Source organism: Deltaproteobacteria bacterium, assembly GCA_016709225.1.
Classification (GTDB): domain Bacteria; phylum Myxococcota_A; class Polyangia; order Nannocystales; family Nannocystaceae; genus Xiheibacterium; species Xiheibacterium phototrophicum.
Genome location: JADJEE010000012.1, coordinates 2,852,220 through 2,873,061 on the forward strand (window position 1 = coordinate 2,852,220; position 20,842 = coordinate 2,873,061).

The 20,842-nt window shown below is 70.7% G+C and carries 17 protein-coding genes and 1 pseudogene; 11 read left to right on the forward strand and 7 right to left on the reverse strand.

The genetic code is table 11. The features are described from left to right. Positions 1–22: 22 nt before the first annotated feature. Positions 23–238, forward strand: a complete 216-nt coding sequence (locus IPH07_36835; GenBank protein MBK6923013.1) for a hypothetical protein — start codon at positions 23–25, stop codon at positions 236–238. Between the two features lie 10 nt (positions 239–248). On the opposite strand, the gene IPH07_36840 is transcribed toward IPH07_36835, so the two are convergent. After that, entirely contained in the window at positions 249–776 is a 528-nt protein-coding gene (locus tag IPH07_36840; protein MBK6923014.1) for a hypothetical protein, read from the reverse strand. Between the two features lie 278 nt (positions 777–1,054). Between IPH07_36840 and IPH07_36845 the strand changes: the two genes are divergently transcribed. The 4 genes from IPH07_36845 to IPH07_36860 all read left to right on the forward strand — a co-directional run bounded on the left by IPH07_36845 (position 1,055) and on the right by IPH07_36860 (position 7,560). Next, complete coding sequence (locus tag IPH07_36845; GenBank protein MBK6923015.1) at positions 1,055–5,113, forward strand: protein kinase; 4,059 nt, start codon at positions 1,055–1,057, stop codon at positions 5,111–5,113. A gap of 41 nt (positions 5,114–5,154) precedes the next feature. After that, positions 5,155–6,027 carry a bile acid:sodium symporter gene (locus IPH07_36850; protein MBK6923016.1) on the forward strand — a complete coding sequence of 291 codons (873 nt, stop codon included), beginning with the start codon at positions 5,155–5,157 and terminating at the stop codon, positions 6,025–6,027. A 160-nt stretch (positions 6,028–6,187) separates the two neighbouring features. Further along, positions 6,188–6,838, forward strand: a complete 651-nt coding sequence (locus IPH07_36855; GenBank protein ID MBK6923017.1) for a hypothetical protein — start codon at positions 6,188–6,190, stop codon at positions 6,836–6,838. A gap of 71 nt (positions 6,839–6,909) precedes the next feature. Beyond that, a complete protein-coding gene (locus IPH07_36860) occupies positions 6,910–7,560 on the forward strand; it encodes a hypothetical protein (protein MBK6923018.1) in 651 nt (216 codons plus the stop codon). 37 nt (positions 7,561–7,597) lie between these two features. Here IPH07_36860 and IPH07_36865 read toward each other — a convergent pair whose 3' ends face one another. Beyond that, the gene (locus tag IPH07_36865) at positions 7,598–7,849 is read right to left on the reverse strand and encodes a MarR family transcriptional regulator (GenBank protein MBK6923019.1); all 252 of its coding nucleotides are present in this window, start codon (positions 7,847–7,849) and stop codon (positions 7,598–7,600) included. A 51-nt stretch (positions 7,850–7,900) separates the two neighbouring features. Here IPH07_36865 and IPH07_36870 point away from each other — a divergent pair. Both IPH07_36870 and IPH07_36875 read left to right on the forward strand, forming a co-directional pair. Then, positions 7,901–9,036 (forward strand): annotated as a pseudogene (locus IPH07_36870) (IS630 family transposase). A gap of 203 nt (positions 9,037–9,239) precedes the next feature. Further along, entirely contained in the window at positions 9,240–9,995 is a 756-nt protein-coding gene (locus IPH07_36875; GenBank protein MBK6923020.1) for an IS5 family transposase, read from the forward strand. A gap of 88 nt (positions 9,996–10,083) precedes the next feature. On the opposite strand, the gene IPH07_36880 is transcribed toward IPH07_36875, so the two are convergent. Next, the gene (locus IPH07_36880) at positions 10,084–10,656 is read right to left on the reverse strand and encodes a FixH family protein (GenBank protein MBK6923021.1); all 573 of its coding nucleotides are present in this window, start codon (positions 10,654–10,656) and stop codon (positions 10,084–10,086) included. A 147-nt stretch (positions 10,657–10,803) separates the two neighbouring features. Here IPH07_36880 and IPH07_36885 point away from each other — a divergent pair, with 147 nt between their 5' ends. Beyond that, a complete protein-coding gene (locus IPH07_36885) occupies positions 10,804–11,265 on the forward strand; it encodes a hypothetical protein (protein MBK6923022.1) in 462 nt (153 codons plus the stop codon). 41 nt (positions 11,266–11,306) lie between these two features. On the opposite strand, the gene IPH07_36890 is transcribed toward IPH07_36885, so the two are convergent. Beyond that, positions 11,307–13,202, reverse strand: a complete 1,896-nt coding sequence (locus tag IPH07_36890) for a S8 family serine peptidase (protein ID MBK6923023.1) — start codon at positions 13,200–13,202, stop codon at positions 11,307–11,309. A gap of 188 nt (positions 13,203–13,390) precedes the next feature. Beyond that, positions 13,391–14,443 (reverse strand): GNAT family N-acetyltransferase, encoded by a 1,053-nt coding sequence (locus IPH07_36895; protein MBK6923024.1) that lies wholly within the window; start codon positions 14,441–14,443, stop codon positions 13,391–13,393. 123 nt (positions 14,444–14,566) lie between these two features. On the opposite strand from IPH07_36895, the gene IPH07_36900 reads away from it, so the two are divergent. The 3 genes from IPH07_36900 (at position 14,567) to IPH07_36910 (ending at position 18,136) form a co-directional block, all read left to right on the forward strand. Next, complete coding sequence (locus tag IPH07_36900; protein ID MBK6923025.1) at positions 14,567–16,033, forward strand: PLP-dependent aminotransferase family protein; 1,467 nt, start codon at positions 14,567–14,569, stop codon at positions 16,031–16,033. A gap of 369 nt (positions 16,034–16,402) precedes the next feature. Next, positions 16,403–17,158, forward strand: coding sequence for a hypothetical protein (locus IPH07_36905; protein MBK6923026.1), 756 nt, complete (start codon positions 16,403–16,405; stop codon positions 17,156–17,158). A gap of 75 nt (positions 17,159–17,233) precedes the next feature. Further along, positions 17,234–18,136: a hypothetical protein gene (locus tag IPH07_36910; protein MBK6923027.1), complete on the forward strand. Its 903-nt coding sequence runs from the start codon at positions 17,234–17,236 to the stop codon at positions 18,134–18,136. A 358-nt stretch (positions 18,137–18,494) separates the two neighbouring features. Here the strand turns inward: IPH07_36910 and IPH07_36915 are convergent, their stop codons facing one another. Together IPH07_36915 and IPH07_36920 are read right to left on the reverse strand one after the other, a co-directional pair. Further along, positions 18,495–18,929, reverse strand: a complete 435-nt coding sequence (locus tag IPH07_36915) for a hypothetical protein (protein ID MBK6923028.1) — start codon at positions 18,927–18,929, stop codon at positions 18,495–18,497. 44 nt (positions 18,930–18,973) lie between these two features. Next, a complete protein-coding gene (locus IPH07_36920; GenBank protein ID MBK6923029.1) occupies positions 18,974–20,524 on the reverse strand; it encodes a hypothetical protein in 1,551 nt (516 codons plus the stop codon). Positions 20,525–20,842 lie beyond the last annotated feature (318 nt).

Sequence of the window (20,842 nt, forward strand, 5' to 3'; positions counted from 1 at the left end):
GCGGCGCGCCGATGGTGTCCACATGCACGCGTGCCCACGTTGCGGTCGTCACCTGCTCGCGCTCGCCCGCAAGGGCGCCGGCAAGAGCTACGACGCGGCTCAGTTCTCGCCGTGGGTGGCGATCCACATGGGCGACGATCGCAACGGGTCAGGCTGTCGCCTGCGGCATGACGAGGCGCTGCAGCTGGGCACCGCCCCGGCTCCGGCGCCAGCGCAGGCGCCGGCGCGCGCCGCCTGAGCGCAGCGCGTCAGGCCGGCGACGGCGAGCCCTGCTCGCGCAGGAATCGATCGAAGCGATGTTCGAGCGTGCCGAGCACGTCGAGGATCTCGTTGCTGCTCGGCCCGGCGGTGAATCGCTCGGCGACCCACGCCGCGGCGGGTCGACGCGCCTCGAAGATCTTGAGCGGTGCCGGCTGCCGGGCCATCAGCGCGATGGTCGTCATCACGCTGCGCTTCGCCGCCGCGGCGAAGCCATCGCCGAGGATCGCCGAGGCCACGCCGCGCAGGCCTCCGCGATGATCCTTGAACATGCCCGCCAATCGCTCGCGCACCTCGGGCTTGGGCACCAGCGCGACGCCGGGGCGTGACACCCCGAGGATCACGACACCGTCGGGGAACTCGCTCAGCATCTCGTGGAACGTGCGAGCGATGCCGTCGGCGGCGACGGCAGTGCAGTCGCCGTCCCATACGTTGAAGAACACGCCGCGCCAGCTCGCCGTGCAGTGCTCGCGGTCCATCGCTCGAATCGCGGGTTCATAGCTGCCGGTCGCCACCATCGCCCTCCTCACCACGCCGATCCGCGGCGCTACCATCATAGCCGCAGACCGCGAGCTGCCGCCCCAGCTCGGATGATCGTTGGTTCGCCCCCACGGCGTTCGTGTGCGCTCGGCCGCCGATGTGGGATGATGGGCGGAGCTGCCGGAGCCCCGGCAGGGCGACGCGAGCAAACGTGGATCGAGGGCATCCCAGCGGTTCTGCACGACCGGGCGCGCCCGGCGTCGACGCCACGTGTGGCCGATCGGCCAAGGGCTCCGATCCCCGGGTTCGCAAGCAGATGCCCGCCGACAGCATCGTCGGCGCCCGCTATCGCCTGCTCGAGAGCCTTGGGCGTGGCGGCATGGGCGAGGTGTTCCGCGCCATCGACGAGACCTGCGATCGCGAGATCGCACTCAAGCGCTTCCGCCTCGAGCTCGATCAGAGCGAGGACCTGCTGCGATTCCGTCGCGAGTTCCACACGCTCGCACGGCTTCGTCACCCGCGGATCGTCGAGGCCTACGACTTCGGCTTCGATGGCGGTCGGCCCTACTACACGATGGAGCTGCTCGACGGCGAGGACTTCGGCGACCTCGCGCCGCTCGAGTGGTCGCGTGCCTGCGGACTGCTGCGCGACATCGCGTCGGCGCTGGCGTTCCTGCACGCGCGCTCGCTGCTGCACCGCGACATCGCGCCCCGTAACGCGCGCTGCACCACCGACGGCCGCGCGAAGCTGCTCGACTTCGGCATGCTCGCGACCGCGGGCACGACGTCGGAGATCGTCGGCACCGTGCACTCGATCGCACCCGAGATGATGCTCGGCTTCCCAATGGATGGGCGGGCCGATCTGTTCGGACTCGGTGCGCTCGCGTTCTGGTTGTTGACGGGTCGACACCCACGGCGAGCACGCAGCCTCAACGATCTGATCCGCGAGGGTCGCACGCGTGCGCCGGCACCCTCGAGCATCGTCGCCGACATCCCGCGCGAGCTCGATGACCTGGTGCTGTCGCTGCTCAGCCACGAGCCGCTCGGTCGCCCCGCCACCGCGGCCCACGTGATCGACCGTCTGACCGCGATCGGTGGGCTCGCGCCCAGTGAGGGGGCCGAGGTCGCCCGTGGCTACATCCGCAGCGCGGATCTGGTGGGGCGTCGACACGAGCTCGAGGTGGTGCGCAAGCGGCTGCTGCGGGCAATCGCGGGCAGCGGTGGCACCGTCGTCGTCGAGGGCCGCTCGGGTATGGGCAAGACGCGCCTGCTCCACGAGATCGAGCTCGAGGCCAAGCTCGCGGGCGCCCGCGTGCTGCGGGCGCAGGCCCGCGGCGGTGGGCCGTATGCGCTGCTGCGGGCACTCGGGCTCGATGGTCGCGGCGTTGGGTCGGGCGCGGGACCGCTGCCGGAGCACTCCGTGATCGGCCGGCTGCTGGGCGACGCGCCGGTGGCCGACACCACTGCGACGTTCGTGGGCACGGTGAGCAAGGGCGGTGGCGAAGGGGCGGGCGATCTCCGCGAAGAACGTCTCGCACTGCAGTCGGCGCTGGCCGAGCGTGTCGAACGGCTGGCCGAGCATGCGCCGCTGGTGGTCGTGATCGACGACCTGCAGCGTGCCGACGAGGGCTCGGCGTCCGCGCTGGCGTCGCTGGCGTTCGGTGCCCACGACCAGCGGGTGCTGATGGTCTGCGCGTTGCGGACCGACGAGGGCATCCACGCGCGACGCGCGGTGCAGAAGATCCGCGAGCACGCGATCGTGCTGCATCCCGGCGGTCTCGGCTCGGCCGACATCGAGCAGATGCTGCGCACGATGTTCGGCGAGGTCGCCAACATCGGCCGTCTCGCGCGGTGGCTGCGACGCCAGGCCGGTGGCAGTCCGCTGCACTGCCACGAGATCGTGCGGCATCTGGTCGAGCGCGAGGTCGTCACCAACCACGACGGCGCGTGGGTCATCCCCGAGGGCTTCGCGGACGAGGGGCTGCCGCGGGGGCTCGCCGAGTCGATGGATGTCCGCGTGCGCACGCGCAGCGCCGACGCGCGCTCGCTCGGTCGCACGATCGCCGTGCACGGCGGACGCGTGTCGCTGCGGGTCGCGGTCGCGCTCGCCGAAGGCCTCGACGAGGATCGAGTGTTCGCGGCGCTGGCCGAGCTCGAGCGCGAGGACATCCTGGTCGGCGCCGGCGAGCGCTGGGCAATGCGCCACGAGGGCGTGCGCGAGGCGTTCCTGCGGGACATCGATCCGATCGAGCGCGCCCGGCTGGAGCTGCACGTCGGACGCACGCGGCTGGCCGAGGGCCCGGTGTCGGCGGAGCGCGAGGCCGCGATCGGCTGGCACCTGCTGCGCGGCGGCGAGCGGCGACTGGGGGCCCGACTGCTGGCCCGGGCGGGTCGCCGACTCTACGAGGCCACCTCGTACGCCGATGCGATCGCACCGCTGACCGCTGCGCTCGAGGTCTACCTCGAGTCGGGCGCGAGCGCGGGCACGCGCGTCCGGTTGCTCGACATGCTGCACACCGCCGGCTTCTACAGCGACCGCGACACCGCGGTGAAGCATGGCGATCGCACCATCGCACTGCTCGAGCGCTATGCCGGCCTGCCGATCGCGCGGCGCCTCGGCTTCCTCGGGTTGCGCGTCGCGCTCGCCATCGGCGTGGGCACGGCGTGGCTGATGCGTGGGTTCCTGCCGCCGGGGCGCCGCGGCCCGGCGCCGGTGGCCGCAATGCGCATGTGGCTGCGCGCGGTGGTCTACGCCGCCGGCGTGGCGGGCTTCAGCTTCGACACCGAGCAGCTGCGTCGTTGCCATCGCATGTTGGCGCCGGTCTCGCGCATGCGTCGGCCCGACATCTCGAACGCGGTGCGCTTCGTCGAGAACCTGCTGGCGTTCAACCTGGGTCGCTTGCAGACGGTGCGCTCGATCGGCGTCGGCGAGATGGCGGCGTTCCTGCACGACCCGGGCGAGTACTCCTTGGCCGAGAAGCGGCTGGTGCTGGGCGGTGCGACCTTCCAGCGCGGGCTCGCGGCGGTGCGCACCGGTGGGCCCGAGGCGTTGACGGAGATCGCCGCGCTCGAGCGCCTCGAGACCCGCATCTGGCACATCGGTGCGCTGCAGCTGCGCGCCCATCATCACCTGTGGCGCGGCGAAGAGGAGGAGGCCCGGCGGGTGTGGTCCGAGGCCGAGCTCGAGTTCGTGCGCCTCGGTTCGCTGTGGCAGCTCGAGGCCGTGCACCATGCGTCGGCCTGCGTGACGGCGGCGTTCTGCGGCGACGCGCTGGGCCTCAAGCGGCACATCGAGGTGCTCGCGCGACAGGTCGCGGCCGGCCTCGACTACCGCGCCCACCTCGACGTCGCGCGGGGCGAGCACGCACGCCTGCGTGGCGACCTCGACGGTGCGCTGCGTGCGATCGAGGCCGGGCTCGCCGGCTTGCCGGCTGGGGAGGGCCTCATCCGTCCGTGGGCCGAGACCGCGCGGATCGAGGTGTTGCTCGCCCGCGGCGACATCGAGCAGGCCCGCGCGGCGGCGCGGGCGTGCATCGAGGACGTCGACGACGATCACCAGCAGATCAGCTTCCGCGTGCGCGCGATTCGATCGCTGGCGCTGGCCGAGTGCGCCGCAGGTGAGCCCGATATCGCCGCGGCGCGGCTCGATCGCGCGATCGAGGACGTCGAAGCCTCGGCCAACCCGCTGCTGCTCGGTGCGCTGTGGGAGGCGCGGGCTCAGGTCGCGCTGGCGGTCGGCAACGCGTCCCAGGCCGCGCACGCCGCGGGTCAGGCGGAGTTCTGGTATCGACCGACGCGCAACCCCGTGCTCATCGCGCGCTGGGAGCGGCTCGAACGCACGCTGCACCCGCCGCCGGATCCACGGCTGGAGGTCAGTGCGAACGACATCGTCACGGAGATGCTCGGAGCCGAGACCGCACGGCACGACACGCTCTCGGAGGTGCAGTCGATCCTCAGCGACTGCCGCACCGCCAACGCGCGGGCCGAGCGAGCGCTGGAGATGGTGGTCGAGGCCTCGGGCGCGCGCACAGGTCTGCTGTACCTCGCGCGGCACGGGCACCCCTCGCTCGCTGCGCCCGGACACGGCGGTGAGCCAGCCGGCGAGCTGTCGCGCGCCGCGGTCGCGAGGCTGTCGCGCGCGAGGCAGTCGCCCGACACCGCCGCACTGGGGCTCGAGCGCCTCGACGCGACGTCGTCGAGCTGGTCGAGCTTCCTGCTCGCTTGCACCGGCGACGGGCGCACGCGGCTGGTCGGCGTGGTGCTGCTGCAGGGCGGTGAGCGCGACCTCGAGCCGCCGCCCGAGTCGTTGTGCGAGGCGATCGCACAGCGACTGCTCGCGGATCTCGAGGGCGAAGCCAGCGGCGTGAGCCTGTAGTCGCGCGTGAACCCCCGCGGGCTTGGGTTATCCTCGCGGTCGTGCTCGGCCCCTTCGAGAAGGCTCTGCTCGCGTCGTTGCTGCTGCTGCTGATGGCCGGCATGGGTGCCGGCCTCACGCTCGAGAGCTTCCGCGCCGTCGCACGCCGACCACTCGCACCGCTGGTGGGGCTCGCCTCGCAGTTCGGCTGGATGCCGCTGTTGGCATGGGCGCTCGGACGCGCGCTCGCGCTGCCGCCGGAGCACGCGTTGTCGCTGCTGGTGGTCGGCTGCGTGCCTGGTGGCACCACCTCGAACCTCTACACGCTCTACGCCCGTGCCGACGTCGCGCTGTCGGTGTCGATGACGGCGATCTCGACGGTCGCCGCCGTGGTGCTCATGCCCGCGGTGCTGGGGCTGTGGGGGCGATCGGTGAGCTCGACGAGCTTCGCGATCCCCTACGGCGGGATCATCAGCACGCTCGCGCTGATGCTGGTGCCGCTGGCACTCGGTATGTGGCTGCGCGCCCGCGCACCGCGGCGTGCCGCGGTGCTCGAGCGGCTCGGAAGCTGGGCCGGCATCGGCGTGCTCGCGGTGCTGGTCGTCACCGGCGTCACGAGCAACCTCGACACACTCGGGCAGACCCAGGGCGTGATGTTCGTCGCCGCCGGCGGTCTCGGACTCGCGGGCTTCGGGCTGGGCTACCTGAGCGCCGCGGCGTGCGGCTTCGGCGTGCCGCAGCGTCGCGCGATCGCATTCGAGACCGGCATCCAGAACAGCCCGCTGGCGATCGGCATCATCGTCGCCACGTTTCCGGCCGATGCGCAGTCGCAGATGCTGTGGCTGCCGCTGCTGTATGCGCTGTTGGTGTTGCTATCGGCGGGCGTGTTGACCGTGCTGTGGCGCCGCGTTGGCGCACCCGCGTCACACGGGTGATTCCCCGCGCGCCGGGCGGAGCGCAGCGGTCGAGAAAGAATCGCCGATGGCTTCGATCCGCCGGTCGGCGGCGCGCGTACACGGCGACACACCCATTGAGCGCGTCCGTGGACCGTCGTGTCCGCCGCGGACGGGCGCACCTGCGAGAAAGGAACTCGACATGAACGCTTCGATCCTCAAGACCGGCTTCTTCGCGCTGTTGATCGCGCTCCCTGCCTGCGGCGGCGACGACGGTGAGACCGACGGCAACGCCGACGGTTCGACCGGCGACGCCAGCGCGAGCACGACCGCGAGCACGACCGCGAGCACGACTGCGAGCACGACTGCGAGCACCACCGCGAGCACCACCGCGAGCACCACCGATGACTCGACCACGGACGATCCCTCGAGCAGCGGTGGCGCCGACAGCAGCACCGGCGAGCCCGCGTGCATGACCGACGTGTGCATGACCTACGGCGCGGCGGTGCCGACCGTCGCCGGCCTCATCGTCGACCAGGCCGCCGCCGACCCCGAGTTCGCCGACTTCTTCGCCCCACTCGTGGGCGAGGGCACCGAGGCGGTCGATGCGTTCAAGGCCAGCCTCGCGAACTTCATCTCCGATGCGTACGGCTGCACGACGGGTGCGTACACCGGGCCGAGCATGGAGGCCGCGCATGCCGGCATGGGCATCACGCAGCAGCAGTATGACGACTTCATCGCCCTCATCGTGGGCGTGTTGATGGACGCGGGCGTCCCTGACGACGACATCAACTACTGCTTTGCGCCGCCGCTGGTCGACCCGGCCTTCGAAGCCACGATCATCGGCCAGTAGTCCGCATCGACCACAGGAGCATCGTCATGCAGTCGAAGATCCGTCGTCGTGTCGTTCGTGGGTGCGTTGCCGTGACCGGCCTTGGTGTCGCCTTCGTGGCGCTGGTGGGCTTTGCCCACTCCGAGGCCGGTCGGCCGCTGCTGCGTTACCTGCCCGGCATGGGCGGATCCTGCCCGCACGCCGAGCTCGCGCAGATGACCGCGGCGGATCGCGATCGCGCACGGGCTCGGACATTGGCGCCCTTCGCAGGGGTGGACGCGACCGAATCGCGCGACGCGCTGGGCTTCGTGCTCGGCACCAGCGATCGCGCGACGGTCGTGGCCTGGGCCCGCGACCACGGCGTCGCGTGCGTGGCTTCGGGGAGCACGCTACGCTGCGACGGCGTGCCCGCAGTCGCGTTGGACACCCGCGGGGGCGAGAGCGCGGTCGCCTTCGGCTTCGACGCCGCCGATCGCCTCGTCGCGGTCGATCGCTCGGGGCGATTGCCCGACGCCGCCGCGGCCTCGCGCTGGGTCGCAGACCGCACCGCACAGCTGTCGTCGCGGCTCGGCGCGCCGTCGTCGACGCGGGGCTCCGCCGACCCGAGCCACATCGGGCGCGCACCCCTCTCACAGGTCTCGGCCGAGTTCCGCCGCGTCGAGCTGCGCGCGCAGGTGTCGGTCACGAACCTCGGGCGCGGTCGCTTCGCAGCACGCGAGAGCTACCAGGCGCTCGGCTCCTAGTACCTCGACACAGGGATAGTGATCGATTGAGGCGCGGTTAACGCAGCTCTGGGAGCTGCGCAGGCGGCACGAGGATCTCGATGGTTCGAGCGCGGCCGGGTTCACGTCGAATCAGGCCGCGCTTCTCGAGGGTGACGACCATCGAGTGCACGACCGGGGGCGTGACCTCGAAGTACTCCTGCATGTCGGCCTCTGCGGGGGGCCGGCGATGGAGCTTGGTGTAGAGGTAGATGAAGGCGAGGTACTGGCCTTGCTTGTCGGTGAATGCGGCGTCGGCGGGGATCGACATGGGATCTCGGATGTGATCTGAGACGTGTGGCTCCGCGGAGCCGGAGGTCCGATGAACGTCCGCTACATCGTAGAGCTGACCGAAGACGAGCGCGAAGGTCTTCGAGAACGGCTCGGTCGAGGCACTGAGCGAGCGCGCAAGCACGCGTGCGCAGATCCTGCTCGCGTGTGATCGAGGTCTCTCGGATGAGGAGACCGCGCAAGTGCTCGGCTGCGGCACGGCGACGATCTACCGAGTGAAGAAGCGGTTCGTCGAGGAAGGACTCGATGCAGCGCTCAGCGATCGTGCTCGGCCCAGGCCGGAGCGGAAACTCTCAGGACGCGAGGAAGCCGTCCTCATCGCGCTGGCATGCTCGAAGCCGCCAACCGGTCGCAAGTGCTGGACCCTCGAGCTTCTCGCGGGCGAGGTCGTGCAACTCGTCGACCACGACAGCATCTCTCGCGAAACTGTCCGGCGGAGGCTCTCCGAGAACGATCTCAAGCCCTGGCAGAAGAAGATGTGGTGCATCCCGTGTGTCGATGCCGAGTTCGTCGAGCGTATGGAGGACGTGCTCGACCTCTACGCTGAGACGCCCGATCCGAAGCGGCCGGTCGTCTCCTTCGACGAGAAGCCGTACCAGTTGATTGGCGAGACACGTGCGTCCGTCCGAGCGAAGCCGGGCCAACCCGCGCGCATCGACTACGAGTACACGCAACGGAACCGTCAACATCTTCGTCATGGTCGACGCGCATCGGCCATGGCGACACGCCAAGGTTACCGACCAGCGCACGAGCATCGACTTCGCCGAGTGCATGCGCGACCTCGTTGACGTTCACTACCCGAACGCCGACGTCATCCGCGTCGTACTCGACAATCTGAGCACGCACCGCGCGAAGAACCTGTACGACGCCTTCCCCGCCCCGGAAGCCCGCCGCATCCTTCGACGGCTCGAGTTCCATCACACACCCAAGCATGCGAGCTGGCTCAACATGGTCGAGATCGAGATCGGCGTGCTCAGCGGGCAGTGCCTCGACCGGCGCATTCCCGACCGCGCGATGCTCGAAGTCCACGTCGACGCGTGGTCCGCCGCACGCAACCGCGACGGCCATCGCATCAACTGGATGTTCCGAGTCGACGACGCACGGCGGAAGCTTGGCCACGCCTACCCGAAGCCGCTCTTCGACACGCCGTTGCCGGCCGCCGCGTGAACCCATCACTATCGCTGTGTCGAGGTACTAGGCTGTGTCCGGTTTCCCCGAAACCGTCAAATTCTTGGGCGGATCGGGGATCCGTGATCCAGGGGGCATGACCACGACGGGCATGCCTCGCCACCGCCTTACCGACGCGCAGTGGGAGCTGATCGGGGACCTGTTCCCGACGAACAACTTCAAGACCGGTCGGCGGCCGCGGGATCGTCGTCTCATGCTCGACGCGATCTTCTGGGTGTTGCGAACTGGGGCTCCGTGGCGAGACCTACCGGAGTGCTTCGGCCCATGGTCGACCGCCTGGGACTTCTTCGACAAGTGGACGAAGGACGAGACGTTCGACCGCGTACTTCGGCGATTGCGGAGCATCGCCGTCCCGCACGACGCGGACCCCTCCGAGTTGTGGTGCATCGACGGGACATCGATTCGAGCTGCGCGCTGCAGCAGCGGCGGGGGGAAAAAGATCCGATCCGCAGGAGCCAGCGGATCACGCTCTGGGGCGCTCCCGCGGGGGCTGGGGCACGAAGATCCACATCCTGTGTGACGTTGAGGGCCACCCACTCCACTTCGAGCTCAGCGCCGGACAAGCCCACGACGGACCGATGCTCGCGCCGGTCCTTCAAGGTGCTGACGAAGCACTGCATGATGATCGAGGTGTCGTCATGGAGTGGCCGTTGGCACTCGCAGGCGACAAGGGCTACCGCGCGGAGTGGATCGATAGGTATCTCCTCGCCCTGGGGATCACACCGGTGATCCCCACGAAGCACAACGAGACTCGAGCGCTGCGCCCGGTCGCCTTCAACAAGCGCCTCTACAGGCGCCGCAGCATCGTCGAGTGCCTCATCGGCTGGCTCAAGGAGTCGCGACGCGTGGTGACCCGCTTCGAGAAGACCGCCATCAACTTCGGCGGGATGGTCCGGCTTGCCTTCATCCACCGCTATCTACGCATCTTCGGGGCTTGATGGGAAACCGGACACAGCCTAGTACCTCGACACAGGGACTGTGACGGGCCATGACACCGTCCTGACCGGCGTCGCTGCGTTGCCGCGGTCACGCGTCGACGCAGAACGAGAACACGATCGCGTCCTCGTCGACCTCGTCGCGCACCGTCAGGGTGACCTGCCACAGGCCTGGCATGAACAGGTTCACCGGCTCGAGGCGGTAGCGACCCGGGGTGCCTTCGGGGGTGACCTCGCAGCGGATCGCGGTGCCGTGGGCGTGATCGGGCATGTACGGATCGACGAGGATCTCGAGGTCGTCGAGCGGCATGCCGGCGTCGTCGTGGATGTCGACGACCCACACGTTGTCGCCCCTGCGGGGCGGGGCCGGCATCGCATCGACGAAGCGCACGCGCGCCCACGCACCATCGCCCTCGAGGCCGAGCTCGTACTGCTGTGCCCGGGTCTCGGCTGCACAGCCGCCGGTGGGCAGCGGGGGTTCGTTCGCGTCTTCGTGGGGCGGCTGGCAGCTGCCCCGCGCGGCATGACGATCGCACAAGAGGCCGTCGTCGCAGTCGCTGCCGAGCTCGCACGGGGCGCCGAGCTCGCCCGAGGCCCCGCAAGCCGCGGCGTCAAGGACCAACAAGAACGCCGCGGCCGTGCGGGCTCGTGCGGTGCGGAGCACGGAACCCTGATAGCGCAGCGCAGGGGATTCGACAGTGCGGCGGATTCTCGCACCCCTCGTGCGAGGCGGCCGGCCGCAGCGTCAGACCTCGCAATTCCCCGCGCACGGGCGTCACCACGGTCCAGACCGCGGCATACTGCCCTCGAGATGACGCGCCGCACTCGTTGGATCCCCTTGGTCGCCCTGCTTGCCTCGAGCGCGCTCGCGAGCGCGTGTGACGATCACGATGACGAGGGTGCCGAGGAGCACGGCGCCGGCCACGACCACGACCACGACACCGGCGAGGGCGAGTTCGGGCCGCCCACCGAGTCGGTGTGTCCGGAGGGCTCCACGCTCACGTGGGAGAACTTCGGCAACACCTTCATGCAGACCTACTGCACGCGTTGCCACGCATCGACCCTCACCGGTGCCGATCGGCAGGGCGCGCCGCTGTACCACGACTTCGACTCGCTGCAGGGCGTGCTCGCGGTCGCCGACCACGTCGACCAGAAGGCCGCTGCGGGCCCAGCCGCGACCAACGAGCTGATGCCGATCTCGGCGCCCACGCCCACGCTCGAAGAGCGGCAGAAGCTCGGCGAGTGGCTGGCCTGCGAGCTCGCGAAGATGTGATCGCTGTGCGGGTGCGACGTCGACGACCCGCGGCGTGATCGTCACCGGCGGCGTGGTCGGGTCCGTCGTCGCAGCCACAGCATCCACAGCGCCGGCGCAGCACCGCACGTGTGGCCGCCCGCCGCATCGCAGGCACAGCCGCCGCCATCGCCGGCGGCCGCGGGTCCACCGTCGCTCGAGCCGGCTGCCGAGGTGTCGAGCTCGCCACCCGTCGCGTCGTCGCTGGTGGCGGCGCTGCTGCTGCCGTGGCCACCGCCGCTGTCGTCGGAGCCGGTGGTGCCGGGCGCCGCGCAGTCGGGGTCGTCGGCGTCGGCGAGACCATCGCAGTCACCGTCGCGAGCATCGCCACAGGCCTCGATCGCGCCGGGATGCACGGCCGGGTCGTCGTCATCGCAGTCGCCGGCGCAAGCCCGCACGCCGTCGCCGTCGACATCGTCTTCTTCGGCGGGCACCGTGCCATCGCAGTCGTTGTCGCGACCATCGCACTGCTCAGGCGCGCCGGGCTGTGTGGTGTCGTCGAGGTCGTCGCAGTCGTCGCCACCGCACCCGAGGTCCCATGCGCCGTCGTCGTCGACGTCGTGGCAGGTGCAGTACAGCCCAGCGGCCGCAGGTCCCTGCACGATGCCCCAGCCGTAGTCGTTGTCGGGCATCGCGGCTCGACTCGCAGTGTCGCGCAGCAGGTCGACCATCTCCTGCGGGCCGAGTTCGGGATACGCCTGCAGCAACAGCGCGCCGACACCGGCGACCAATGGGGCCGCGAGGCTGGTGCCCGAGGCTTGACCATACTGATCGGGGGTCGCGAGATCGACGACCCACGCCGGATGGCCCGGTCCGCACACGTCGGGTTTGATGCGGCCGTCGCTCGTGGGTCCGCGCGACGAGAAGTCGGCGAGCACGCCATCGGGCTGCACCGCACCGACGGCGACGAGCCGATCGGCATCGGACGGTGCGCCGAGGGAGGTCGGCGCGGGGCCGGCGTTACCCATGGACTCGAACATGATGAGGCCGTTGTCGAGCGCGATCACGGCCGCCTGCGTCGTCACGGCGGTGTGGCCGTCGAGCTGCTCGGGGCCATACCAGGCGAAGTAGCCCAGCGACGCGGTCGACATGTCCGCGCCCATCGACTCGATCCACTCGAGGCCCGCGACGTAGTAGTCCTCTTCGATCGGCTGCTCTTGGCTGATGTCCTCGGTCTTCGCGAGCAGCACCGAGATGCCCGGCGCCGCGCCGCTGTAGAGCCCGTCGACATGGCCCGTGAGCAGCGACAGCACCCAGGTGCCGTGGTTGTGCTGTCCGGGCACGTCGTCGAGCTCGTCGGCGACGATGTCGTCGTCGTGGATGAAGTCGTGGGCGGCGATCACGTCGAGCCCGGCGAACGCGGCGTGGTCGAGCACGAAGCCGCTGTCGAGCACGCCCACGACCACGCCGTCGCCGCTCAGCCCGCACGCATGCAGCTCGGGAACACCGATCTGTTGCAGCTGATCGAAGGCCACGCCGTAGGTCGGGTCGACGCCGCCTGCGTCGTGCGGCGTGCCGGTCAGTCTTGGCTCGCCGCGATGCCCCGCGGCGACCGGCGCGAGCTGGCGCACCCACGGCAGCGCGCGCAGCCGTGCGCGGGTGGCCGCGTCGGCCTCGACGCTGACGGCCCCGAGCCAGCGCGAGACCACGCGGATGCGGGCGCCGGTGGCTGCAATCGCGGCAAGGCGTGCGGGCGCGATCGCGAGGTCGCGCGCGTCCACGCCGAGATCACCTCGCGCGCGACGGCGACGCGCGAGCGCCCGCGGCGACAGCTCGTCGGCCCGCTGCGCCAGTGCCTGTGGCGTCGCCTCCACGCCCTTGCTGTCGAGCCACACCCACGTCGCCATCCCCGGCTCCGGCGTGGACGCGGGCGCGGCGACGAACGCACTCGACAGGAGCAGCGACAGTGGCGATGGCATCGCGAGCACGCCATCTTACGCCATCACGGTCGCGTCGCGTGCTCACGATGTGGGGCGCAGGCAAGGGCGGCGTGTGCTGGATTGCCGCCGCATCGCGATCGATCGGGGGCGCGTGACGACACCCGTGGCTGCGCCTGCCCTCGGGTGGCGGTGCCGTCACTGCCGCACGTGCGAGCCTCGCTGCGAAGTCATCGAGGGCGGGCGAGCACCATGTCGATCGAGCGATACGGTCGCGTCACCGTCGACGTCTCGACGAAGCCCATCGCTGCGTAGAACGCCATGCGATCGCGGGTACCCAGGTGCACGCGCTTGGCCCTTCGCACCCGCGGGTGATCGAGCAGCAGGCGCACCACCGCGTGACCGAGTCCGCGACCGCGCTGGTCCTTGCGCACCACCACGTCGTAGATCCACGCGTGCTTGTGGCCGTCGGAGATCGCCCGCGCGCTCGCGACGAGCGCTCCGCCCTGCTTCGCGCCGACCCACGCGGTCGCGCCCTCGTGCGCGCCGACGAGGTCATCGTGATCGAAGATGTCGTTCCAGTAGGCGTCGGCGAGCAGGTCTGCGGCCTGTGCGGCGTCGCCGGGCGCGAGCGCGACGTGCAGCGTGGTGTCGGCCGGCCCGCGCAGGAAGGCCGGACGCTGGGCCGCATCGCCGACCGCGAGGACGCGTTCGATCGCGAGTGCGTCGTCGGGTTCACCGCGTCGCCACAGCGCCGCCACGATCGCGTCCCGCGAGGCGGGGCCCTTGTGCTGCAGCAGCTTGGCCTTGCCGTCGATCTCGTCGAGCCGGACCTCCAGGATGAGGATGCCGCGGACCGCGGGCGTGTAGCGGGGGTCGTCGGCGGTGATCGGTGCGTGACCGCCCTCGGGCTGGAGCTTCGTCATCAGCGCCTGCAACACCGCGGCCTTGCGGGTCGGCTCGGTCACCTGCGTCACGACGCCGTGGGCCTGCGCGCTCTCGTAGAGCGTGGTCGCCGGACAGGCGCGCTCGGGGTCCGTGAAGTAGCTCGGGAGCGCGGCGATCACCTCGTGCACGGCGACCACCGCCTCGCGTCCGACGATCTCGAGCTTCTCGCCGGTGGGCGCGCCGTGGAACGCCAGCGCACCGTCGAGCACCACCCCGTGCAGCGTCCGCAGCACCGGTCGGCCGTCGGGCGTGGTCGAGGCGAGTTCGAAGCTCGGGCTGCGCGCGAACAGCTCGCGCGCGGTCTCGGTCGGGGTGCGGAACACCGGGCGTCGCATGCCCTGCGACCATGTCGCCCGACTGGTCCATCCGGGAGTACCAGTTGGGAGATTTCGCATGGACCAGTGGTGAGGATGCGGTGGTGCCGTCGGCCCGCCAGCGCCGCTACCCTCGTGCCCGCCATGCGAACAAGCCTCTCGCTCGACCTCGGCCGACGCCCCGCCGGCGAGGCGGTGTTCCTCTCGATCGCGCGGGCGCTGGCGGACGACATCCTGCGCGGGCGCCTGCGGCCCGGCGAAGCGCTGCCGGGCTCGCGCACGCTCGCCGCTTCGTTGGGCGTGCATCGCAATACCGTGCTGGCGGCGTACCGCGAGCTCGAGGCGGAGGGCTTCATCACAGCGACGCGCGCGAAGCAGACGCGCGTGTCGATCGAGCTGCCCGAGCGCGCGACCCGACGCGCCGCAGTGCGCACAGGCGCCCCCCGCGATCGCGTGGGTTTCGAGCTGGCGCCGGCGGTGCCGAGCGTCGCGACGCCGCCGGTGCCACGCGGGGTGATCGCGCTGCACGGCGGTCTGCCCGACCTCTCGCTGGTGCCGCTCACACCGCTGGTTCGCGCGTATCGACGGGCGCTGTCGTCGGCCGCGGCGCCGCTTGGCTACGGCGACCCCGCCGGCGAGCCGCGCCTGCGCAGCGCGATCGCAGCGATGGTCTCGCGCGCGCGCGGCCTGGCGGTTTCGGGTGAGGACGTGCTCGTGACCCGCGGCAGTCAGATGGCGCTGTACCTCGCGGCGCGCAACCTCGTGGCGGACGGCGACGTGATCGCGGTGGAGTCGTGGGGCTATCGTCCGGCGTGGGAGGCCCTGCGCGCGGCGGGTGCCGAATTGGTGCCGATACCGGTCGACCGCGAGGGCCTCGACGTGTCGGTGCTGACATCGTTGGTCGAGACGCGACGCGTCCGCGCGGTCTACCTGACGCCCCACCATCAGTATCCGACCACGGTGCTGCTCTCGCAGGCGCGGCGCATGCAGTTGCTCGCGCTCGCCCGGCGCGAGCGCATCGCGATCCTCGAGGACGACTACGATCACGAGTTCCACTACGACAACAAGCCGGTGCTCCCGCTCGCGAGCCAAGACGATGGCGGTGTCGTCGTCTACCTCGGCACGCTGTCGAAGATCCTCGCGCCGGGTCTGCGGTTCGGCTTCGCGATCGCGCCGCGCCCCTTGCTCTCACGCATGACCGCCTACCGCGCGCTGGTCGACCGCCAAGGCGATCGCGCCCTCGAGCTGGCGGTCGCCGAGCTCGCCGAGGATGGCGAGATCGATCGACACGCGCACCGCATGCGCAGGGTCTACGCGGCGCGCCGCGACGTGATGGCCGCCGCGCTCGAGCGCCACCTCGGCCACGCCTTGCGCTTCGCCGTGCCACCGGGCGGCATGGCGATCTGGGCCCATGCGCCGCGCATCGACGTCGACGCGTGGGCCGAGCGGGTCGCACGGGTCGGGGTGTCGCTGCAGACCGCGCAGCGATTTGCCTTCGATGGGCGCAAGCGATCGTTCCTGCGGCTCGGCTTCGCTGGTCACGACGGGGCGCAGCTGCGGAGCGCGATCGAGCGGCTGGCTCGTGTGCTGCGCGTGCGCCGGGGCCCGTGACGGCAACGCGACCGCGGTGAGTGGGGCCCCGCCGTCGCGGCGCGCGGCGGGCTCGCGTCGCTTCCGCCGCGAACGCAGCGTCCGGTCGCATCCCCGACGGTGGCGATCGAAGGACGTCCACGCCGGTCGGCGACCGGGTGCCGATCCAGTCGCCGGTATCACCCTCGGGATGACCTCGGGCAACGCTTCCAACCTCCCCCGGCTCCCGGTGCAACGCTCGCGCGGTGGCTCGGTTGCGCGACGGGCGTGCTGGCGTCGATCGACCGGCTCCGAGGGCGAGAGGCCGGCGGGACGACCGTTCGCAGTCCAATCGACATGCGCCGGTGATCGATCTGTCCCGCCGTGCATCTCCTCCCTGCGGAGGTGCCCATGCGCCATGTGCCATTCTTTGCCCTGCCCGCAGTGCTCGCGCTCGGATCGTGTACGACGGTTCCGGACCGCGACTGCATCAGCGAACGACGACAAACCGCGAATCAGCTCACGGCCAACGTCATCACCTCGAACATCCTGCTGGCCAACGGACTGCTCGGGACGTCACTACCCGCCGCCCAGCTCACCGGTGGCGCGATCGAAGATGCCGTCGGCCCCGAAGCGCTGGCGGACGACGAGGTCCGACGGGCGGTCTCCTATGCAGTGGGCTGCGCGCTCGGACCGGAGCAATCGATCGAGATCGCGTCGGCCGGCATTCCCCTACGCTTCGACGGCGCGATCGGCCTCGCCCCACAGTGGGCCGAGGACGGGGGCGTGTGCGGCGAGGCCTGCCAGGGATGGGTGAGCGCGTGCCTGATCGCCCGCACCAATTTTCTCGGGCAGTCGCGCGAGATCTCCTTGCTTGGGGATCATCCGCAGTTGGTCGCGACCGAGGAAGAGGCCGACGCGTTCGATGTCGAGGAAGCCACGTACTTCGGGCGACTGTTCGGCCCTGACAAGACGATGTACGCATGCCTGCCCGACGGCGCGAGCGGACCCGAGCGGACCTGCGGCGACGATCCGAGCACCTGCGCGATCACGGTGCTTGGTGCGTGCAGCGACGTCTGTGACGCGGCCGGATGCCGTGGCGACGACGGTCGCGTCTACGCCGAACGGATCACCGTCAACCTCGACGAGCGTGTGGCCTGCGAGTAGCGAGCCCGTTCACAACCCGACGACGATGAGGCGGCAGTACGCCGCCGCATCGTCTTTGCCCGGTCAGGAGACACCATGCACATGCACATCCCCATCCGCGTCGCGCTGCAACTCTCGCTCCTCCCCATCTTGGGGGCCACCGCCTGCGACACCAGCGAGCGCTGCTTCCCCGTGCCGAGCGTCGCGGCGCGCAGGGCCGAGCCCGAGTGGGACGTCCAGGGCATCACGTTGCAGGGGATCGAGGGCCAGGGCCGTGCGCTCGAGGGCAGCAAGGAGCAGGCACCGCGCCTGCGCGACCTCGACGGCTTCCGCTTCGTCGGGGCCAGCGTCGTGCTGCACGGGGGCCGGCTGGTCGCCGACGGCGAAGAGGTGCGCGATGCGGAACTCGAGGCACGTAGCGCGGACGGCCGAACGATCGCGATGCGCGTCGGTCTGCTCGAGCGCCCCGAGGGCGATCGGTTCGCCGTGTCGATCGACGGCTCGCCGCTGTGTGCGGAGGGTGACGAGGGCGTGTTCGTCGAGGGCCGTTGGGATGAGCGCGGTGCGCCCCACTTCGACGCCGCCGAGCTGACCTACGCGTGCAAGTCCGGTGTCATCGCGAAGTGCGTGGCCTGGGGCTACGCACCGTGGGAGGTCGGCGCCGAACTCCACCAGAGTTGTACGCGGCTCGCACGCGCGGACTACTGCGGTGATGGGAAGCCCTGGACGCTGGAGGGCACGCGGATCGACGTCTACGACACCCTCGGCGTGCAGCAGCCGGTCCACGACCCGGAGATGTCGTTCGAAGCCGCGTGGGGTCCCCGAGGCGCGCTGTGCGTTGCCGAAGCGCGGTGGCTCGTCGAGGACGACGACGGTGAGCGCGTGCGCCCGTCGTGCTTCGCCACGCTGCCGAACTGCACGAGCCTGACCGCGGCGACCGAGCTCGGCGCGATGCTGGCGAACGACTCCGCACACACGCCCATTCCCGCGTGCGAGTGAGAACCCACCACCACAGAACGACGCAGGATGCGTTCGCCACGGCGCGCCTCGCATGCGGCCCGACGTTCTTCGCGATCGGCTTCGCGGCGCTGAGCGGGCAGGTCATGGGCCCGCGCGCGGCGCCACGCCGAGCGTCGACTCGTGGTGCTGTTCGAAGGTGGCTACGACCTCGTGGGCTTGGCCAAGAGCGTGCACGCCGGCATCGACGTGTTGACCGAATCCGGGCACGCGGTGGAGGACGCTCAGCGGATCGCGACCAGCTTGCCACCGCGATAGGCGTAGCGCTTCGTGCGACCACGGCCGCGCGTGCGCTCGATCAGCACGTCGGGCACGTCGGAGCCGTCGTGGGGCGCGGTGCTCACGAGGCACTGGTCCGGGTCGATCGGGTAGCGATACTCGCTACCACGACGCGGTGCTCGACACCGTCGGGCGCGAACGAGTGCACCGCGAATGCGAGCTGCGCGTCGCGGTCGTCGCGGCGGACGTAGGGGTCCTCCGGGTCCTCCGACGTCGTCCACACGCCCGCCGGTCCGACCACGGTATCGGGCGTGAGCTCGGCGAGCATGCGCTCGCCGTCGGACGGCGTCGGTGCGACAGCGGTGCCAGGCTTCGCGGCCGTCTCGTTGCTGGTGTTCGCAGCGGCCGCGTTGCTGGGCATCGAGCCGATCGCCTCGGTCTGCGGGCTCGGGGTTGCTTCGCTCGTTGCAGAGATCCGGTCGCAGCCCAACATCGACACGCCCGCGACCAGGAGACCGACGAGTTCGCACCGCACGGGCCATCGCTCTGTGATCATGACCGCCAGCGTAGTGTGCGAACGCCATCCACGCGACGTCGCGCTCAGCAACCGCCGGTCTCGGGCGGGGGCAGCAGGCAGCCGTTCGTCGTGGTCGGGCCGTTCTCGCAGTTGTCGTCGTTGAGCGAGCAGGCGATGCAGGTGGTGTTGCCGAGCTGGTAGCCGAGATCCTCGCACGACAGCTTGTTGCTGCCGTCGCACTCCTCGCCGGGATCGATGATGCCGTCGCCGCACAGCGTGCAACCGCTGTTGTTGAGCGCGCACCCGGTGCAGGTCAGGTTGCCGCCGACATACCCGAGGCTCTCGCAGCTGAGACCGCCGAGCTGCGCACCGTCGCACTGTTCTCCGGGGTTGATGGCTCCGTCGCCGCAGCTGTAGCAGCCGCTCGTGAGGATCGTGCAGGTGCCGCTGCAGGACAGGTTGCCGCCCGAGTAGCCGAGGCCGAGGCCGATGCAGGTCTGGCCGCCGAAGCTGCCCGAGTCGCACTGCTCGCCCGGTTCGACCGCGCCGTTGCCACAGCTCCAGCAGTGGGTCTCATCGAACCCGGTGCAATCGCTGCGGCAGGTCAGCACGCCGCCCGGGTGGCCCTCGGTCGCGCAGCTGTGGCCGTTGAGCTGGGCGCCGTCGCAGGCCTCGCTGCCGTTGATGATGTTGTCGCCACAACCGGCGCCGTTGCACGCGTCGACGTCGAACGTGCAATCATCGTTGCAGCCGAGCGTTCCGCTCACGAAGCCCTGGCTCGAGCAGCTCGCGCCGCCCAGGTCGGACCCGTCGCAGGCATCGCCGCCGTTCTTCACCCCGTCGCCGCAGCTCGAACAGGCCGCGACGTCGAGGGTGCAGTCGCTGTGGCATCCGAGGGTACCGGTCGCGAACCCGGAGTCCGCGCAGTCCTGGCCGCCGAGATCGGTGTTGTCGCAAGCCTCGGCGCCGTCGCGAACGCCGTTGCCGCAGCTGCTGCACCCGCCGGTGTCCCATCCGCAGCCGGTGTTGCACATTGCCGTGCCCGAGCCCATCCCGAGCGAGCTGCAGTCGATGGTGGTCTCGGCGGCGTTGGGATCGCAGTCCTCGGGCGGACGGACCTCGCCGTCGCCACAGGCGCTGCACGACGAGAACTCCGGCTCGCACGCCTCGGTGCACCCGAGCGGCTCGGCCTCGCTGCCGAGGCCGAGGTCGGCGCATGTCTCGGCGCCGGCGAACAAATCGCCGTCGCATTGCTCGCCCGGTGTGAGCACGCCGTCGCCGCAGGCGATGCACAGGCCGGTGTCGAGCGTGCAGTCGAACGTGCACTTGAGCTCGCCCGACGTCTTGCCCACGTCGGTGCAATCACGATTGCCGAGCGATGCGCCATCGCATTCCTCGCCTACGTCGATCGCCCCGTTGCCGCACAAGTCCGTCACCGCGATGCCACCGGACGAGCTCGCGAAGCCGCCGCCCGAGCTCTCGAACGCGGGATCTGACGACGAGCCTGCGCCGCCGCTGCTGCTGCCGTCGACCGTCGAGGTGCCGCCCGTACGCGGCGCGGTCTCAGGGTTGAAGCAGGCGCAGGGCAGCAGGAGGGCGACGAGCGACGTGCGCAGGTGGGTAGGGTGGTGCACGCCTGCAGGAGATGCGCTGACCCGGGGATTCGATCATTGCGATCGGCGGGGGGCGGTCGAAAGTCGGCTCTGCGCGCCCGCGGGCGCTCCGCGGTAGGCCTGCCCCGGTGAAATCGACGCGAGCCGGGAGCGGCCGCCGGTCCCGCGGGAACTCCCGGCTGTGATGCCGTGCAACCGTTCGAACCCTCCGCGGACCCCGACATGGCCGGCATCGGCGAGTGTCGACACGCCGCACCGCCGGACTCGTTCGAGTCGGACGTACAGTGGTCGTGGAGGCCGCCGGGGCGCGTCGCTTTTCGTGACGGATATGGGTGGCCG

Bases quoted from the DNA above. Each gene is read 5' to 3' on its own strand.
- IPH07_36835 (MBK6923013.1), top strand. From the start codon at position 23: ATGCACGCGTGCCCACGTTGCGGTCGTCACCTGCTCGCGCTCGCCCGC.
- IPH07_36840 (MBK6923014.1), bottom strand. From the start codon at position 776: ATGGTGGCGACCGGCAGCTATGAACCCGCGATTCGAGCGATGGACCGC.
- IPH07_36845 (MBK6923015.1), top strand. From the start codon at position 1,055: ATGCCCGCCGACAGCATCGTCGGCGCCCGCTATCGCCTGCTCGAGAGC.
- IPH07_36855 (MBK6923017.1), top strand. From the start codon at position 6,188: ATGAACGCTTCGATCCTCAAGACCGGCTTCTTCGCGCTGTTGATCGCG.
- IPH07_36865 (MBK6923019.1), bottom strand. From the start codon at position 7,849: ATGTCGATCCCCGCCGACGCCGCATTCACCGACAAGCAAGGCCAGTAC.
- IPH07_36885 (MBK6923022.1), top strand. From the start codon at position 10,804: ATGACGCGCCGCACTCGTTGGATCCCCTTGGTCGCCCTGCTTGCCTCG.
- IPH07_36890 (MBK6923023.1), bottom strand. From the start codon at position 13,202: ATGCCATCGCCACTGTCGCTGCTCCTGTCGAGTGCGTTCGTCGCCGCG.
- IPH07_36895 (MBK6923024.1), bottom strand. From the start codon at position 14,443: ATGCGACGCCCGGTGTTCCGCACCCCGACCGAGACCGCGCGCGAGCTG.
- IPH07_36900 (MBK6923025.1), top strand. From the start codon at position 14,567: ATGCGAACAAGCCTCTCGCTCGACCTCGGCCGACGCCCCGCCGGCGAG.
- IPH07_36905 (MBK6923026.1), top strand. From the start codon at position 16,403: ATGCGCCATGTGCCATTCTTTGCCCTGCCCGCAGTGCTCGCGCTCGGA.
- IPH07_36910 (MBK6923027.1), top strand. From the start codon at position 17,234: ATGCACATGCACATCCCCATCCGCGTCGCGCTGCAACTCTCGCTCCTC.
- IPH07_36915 (MBK6923028.1), bottom strand. From the start codon at position 18,929: ATGATCACAGAGCGATGGCCCGTGCGGTGCGAACTCGTCGGTCTCCTG.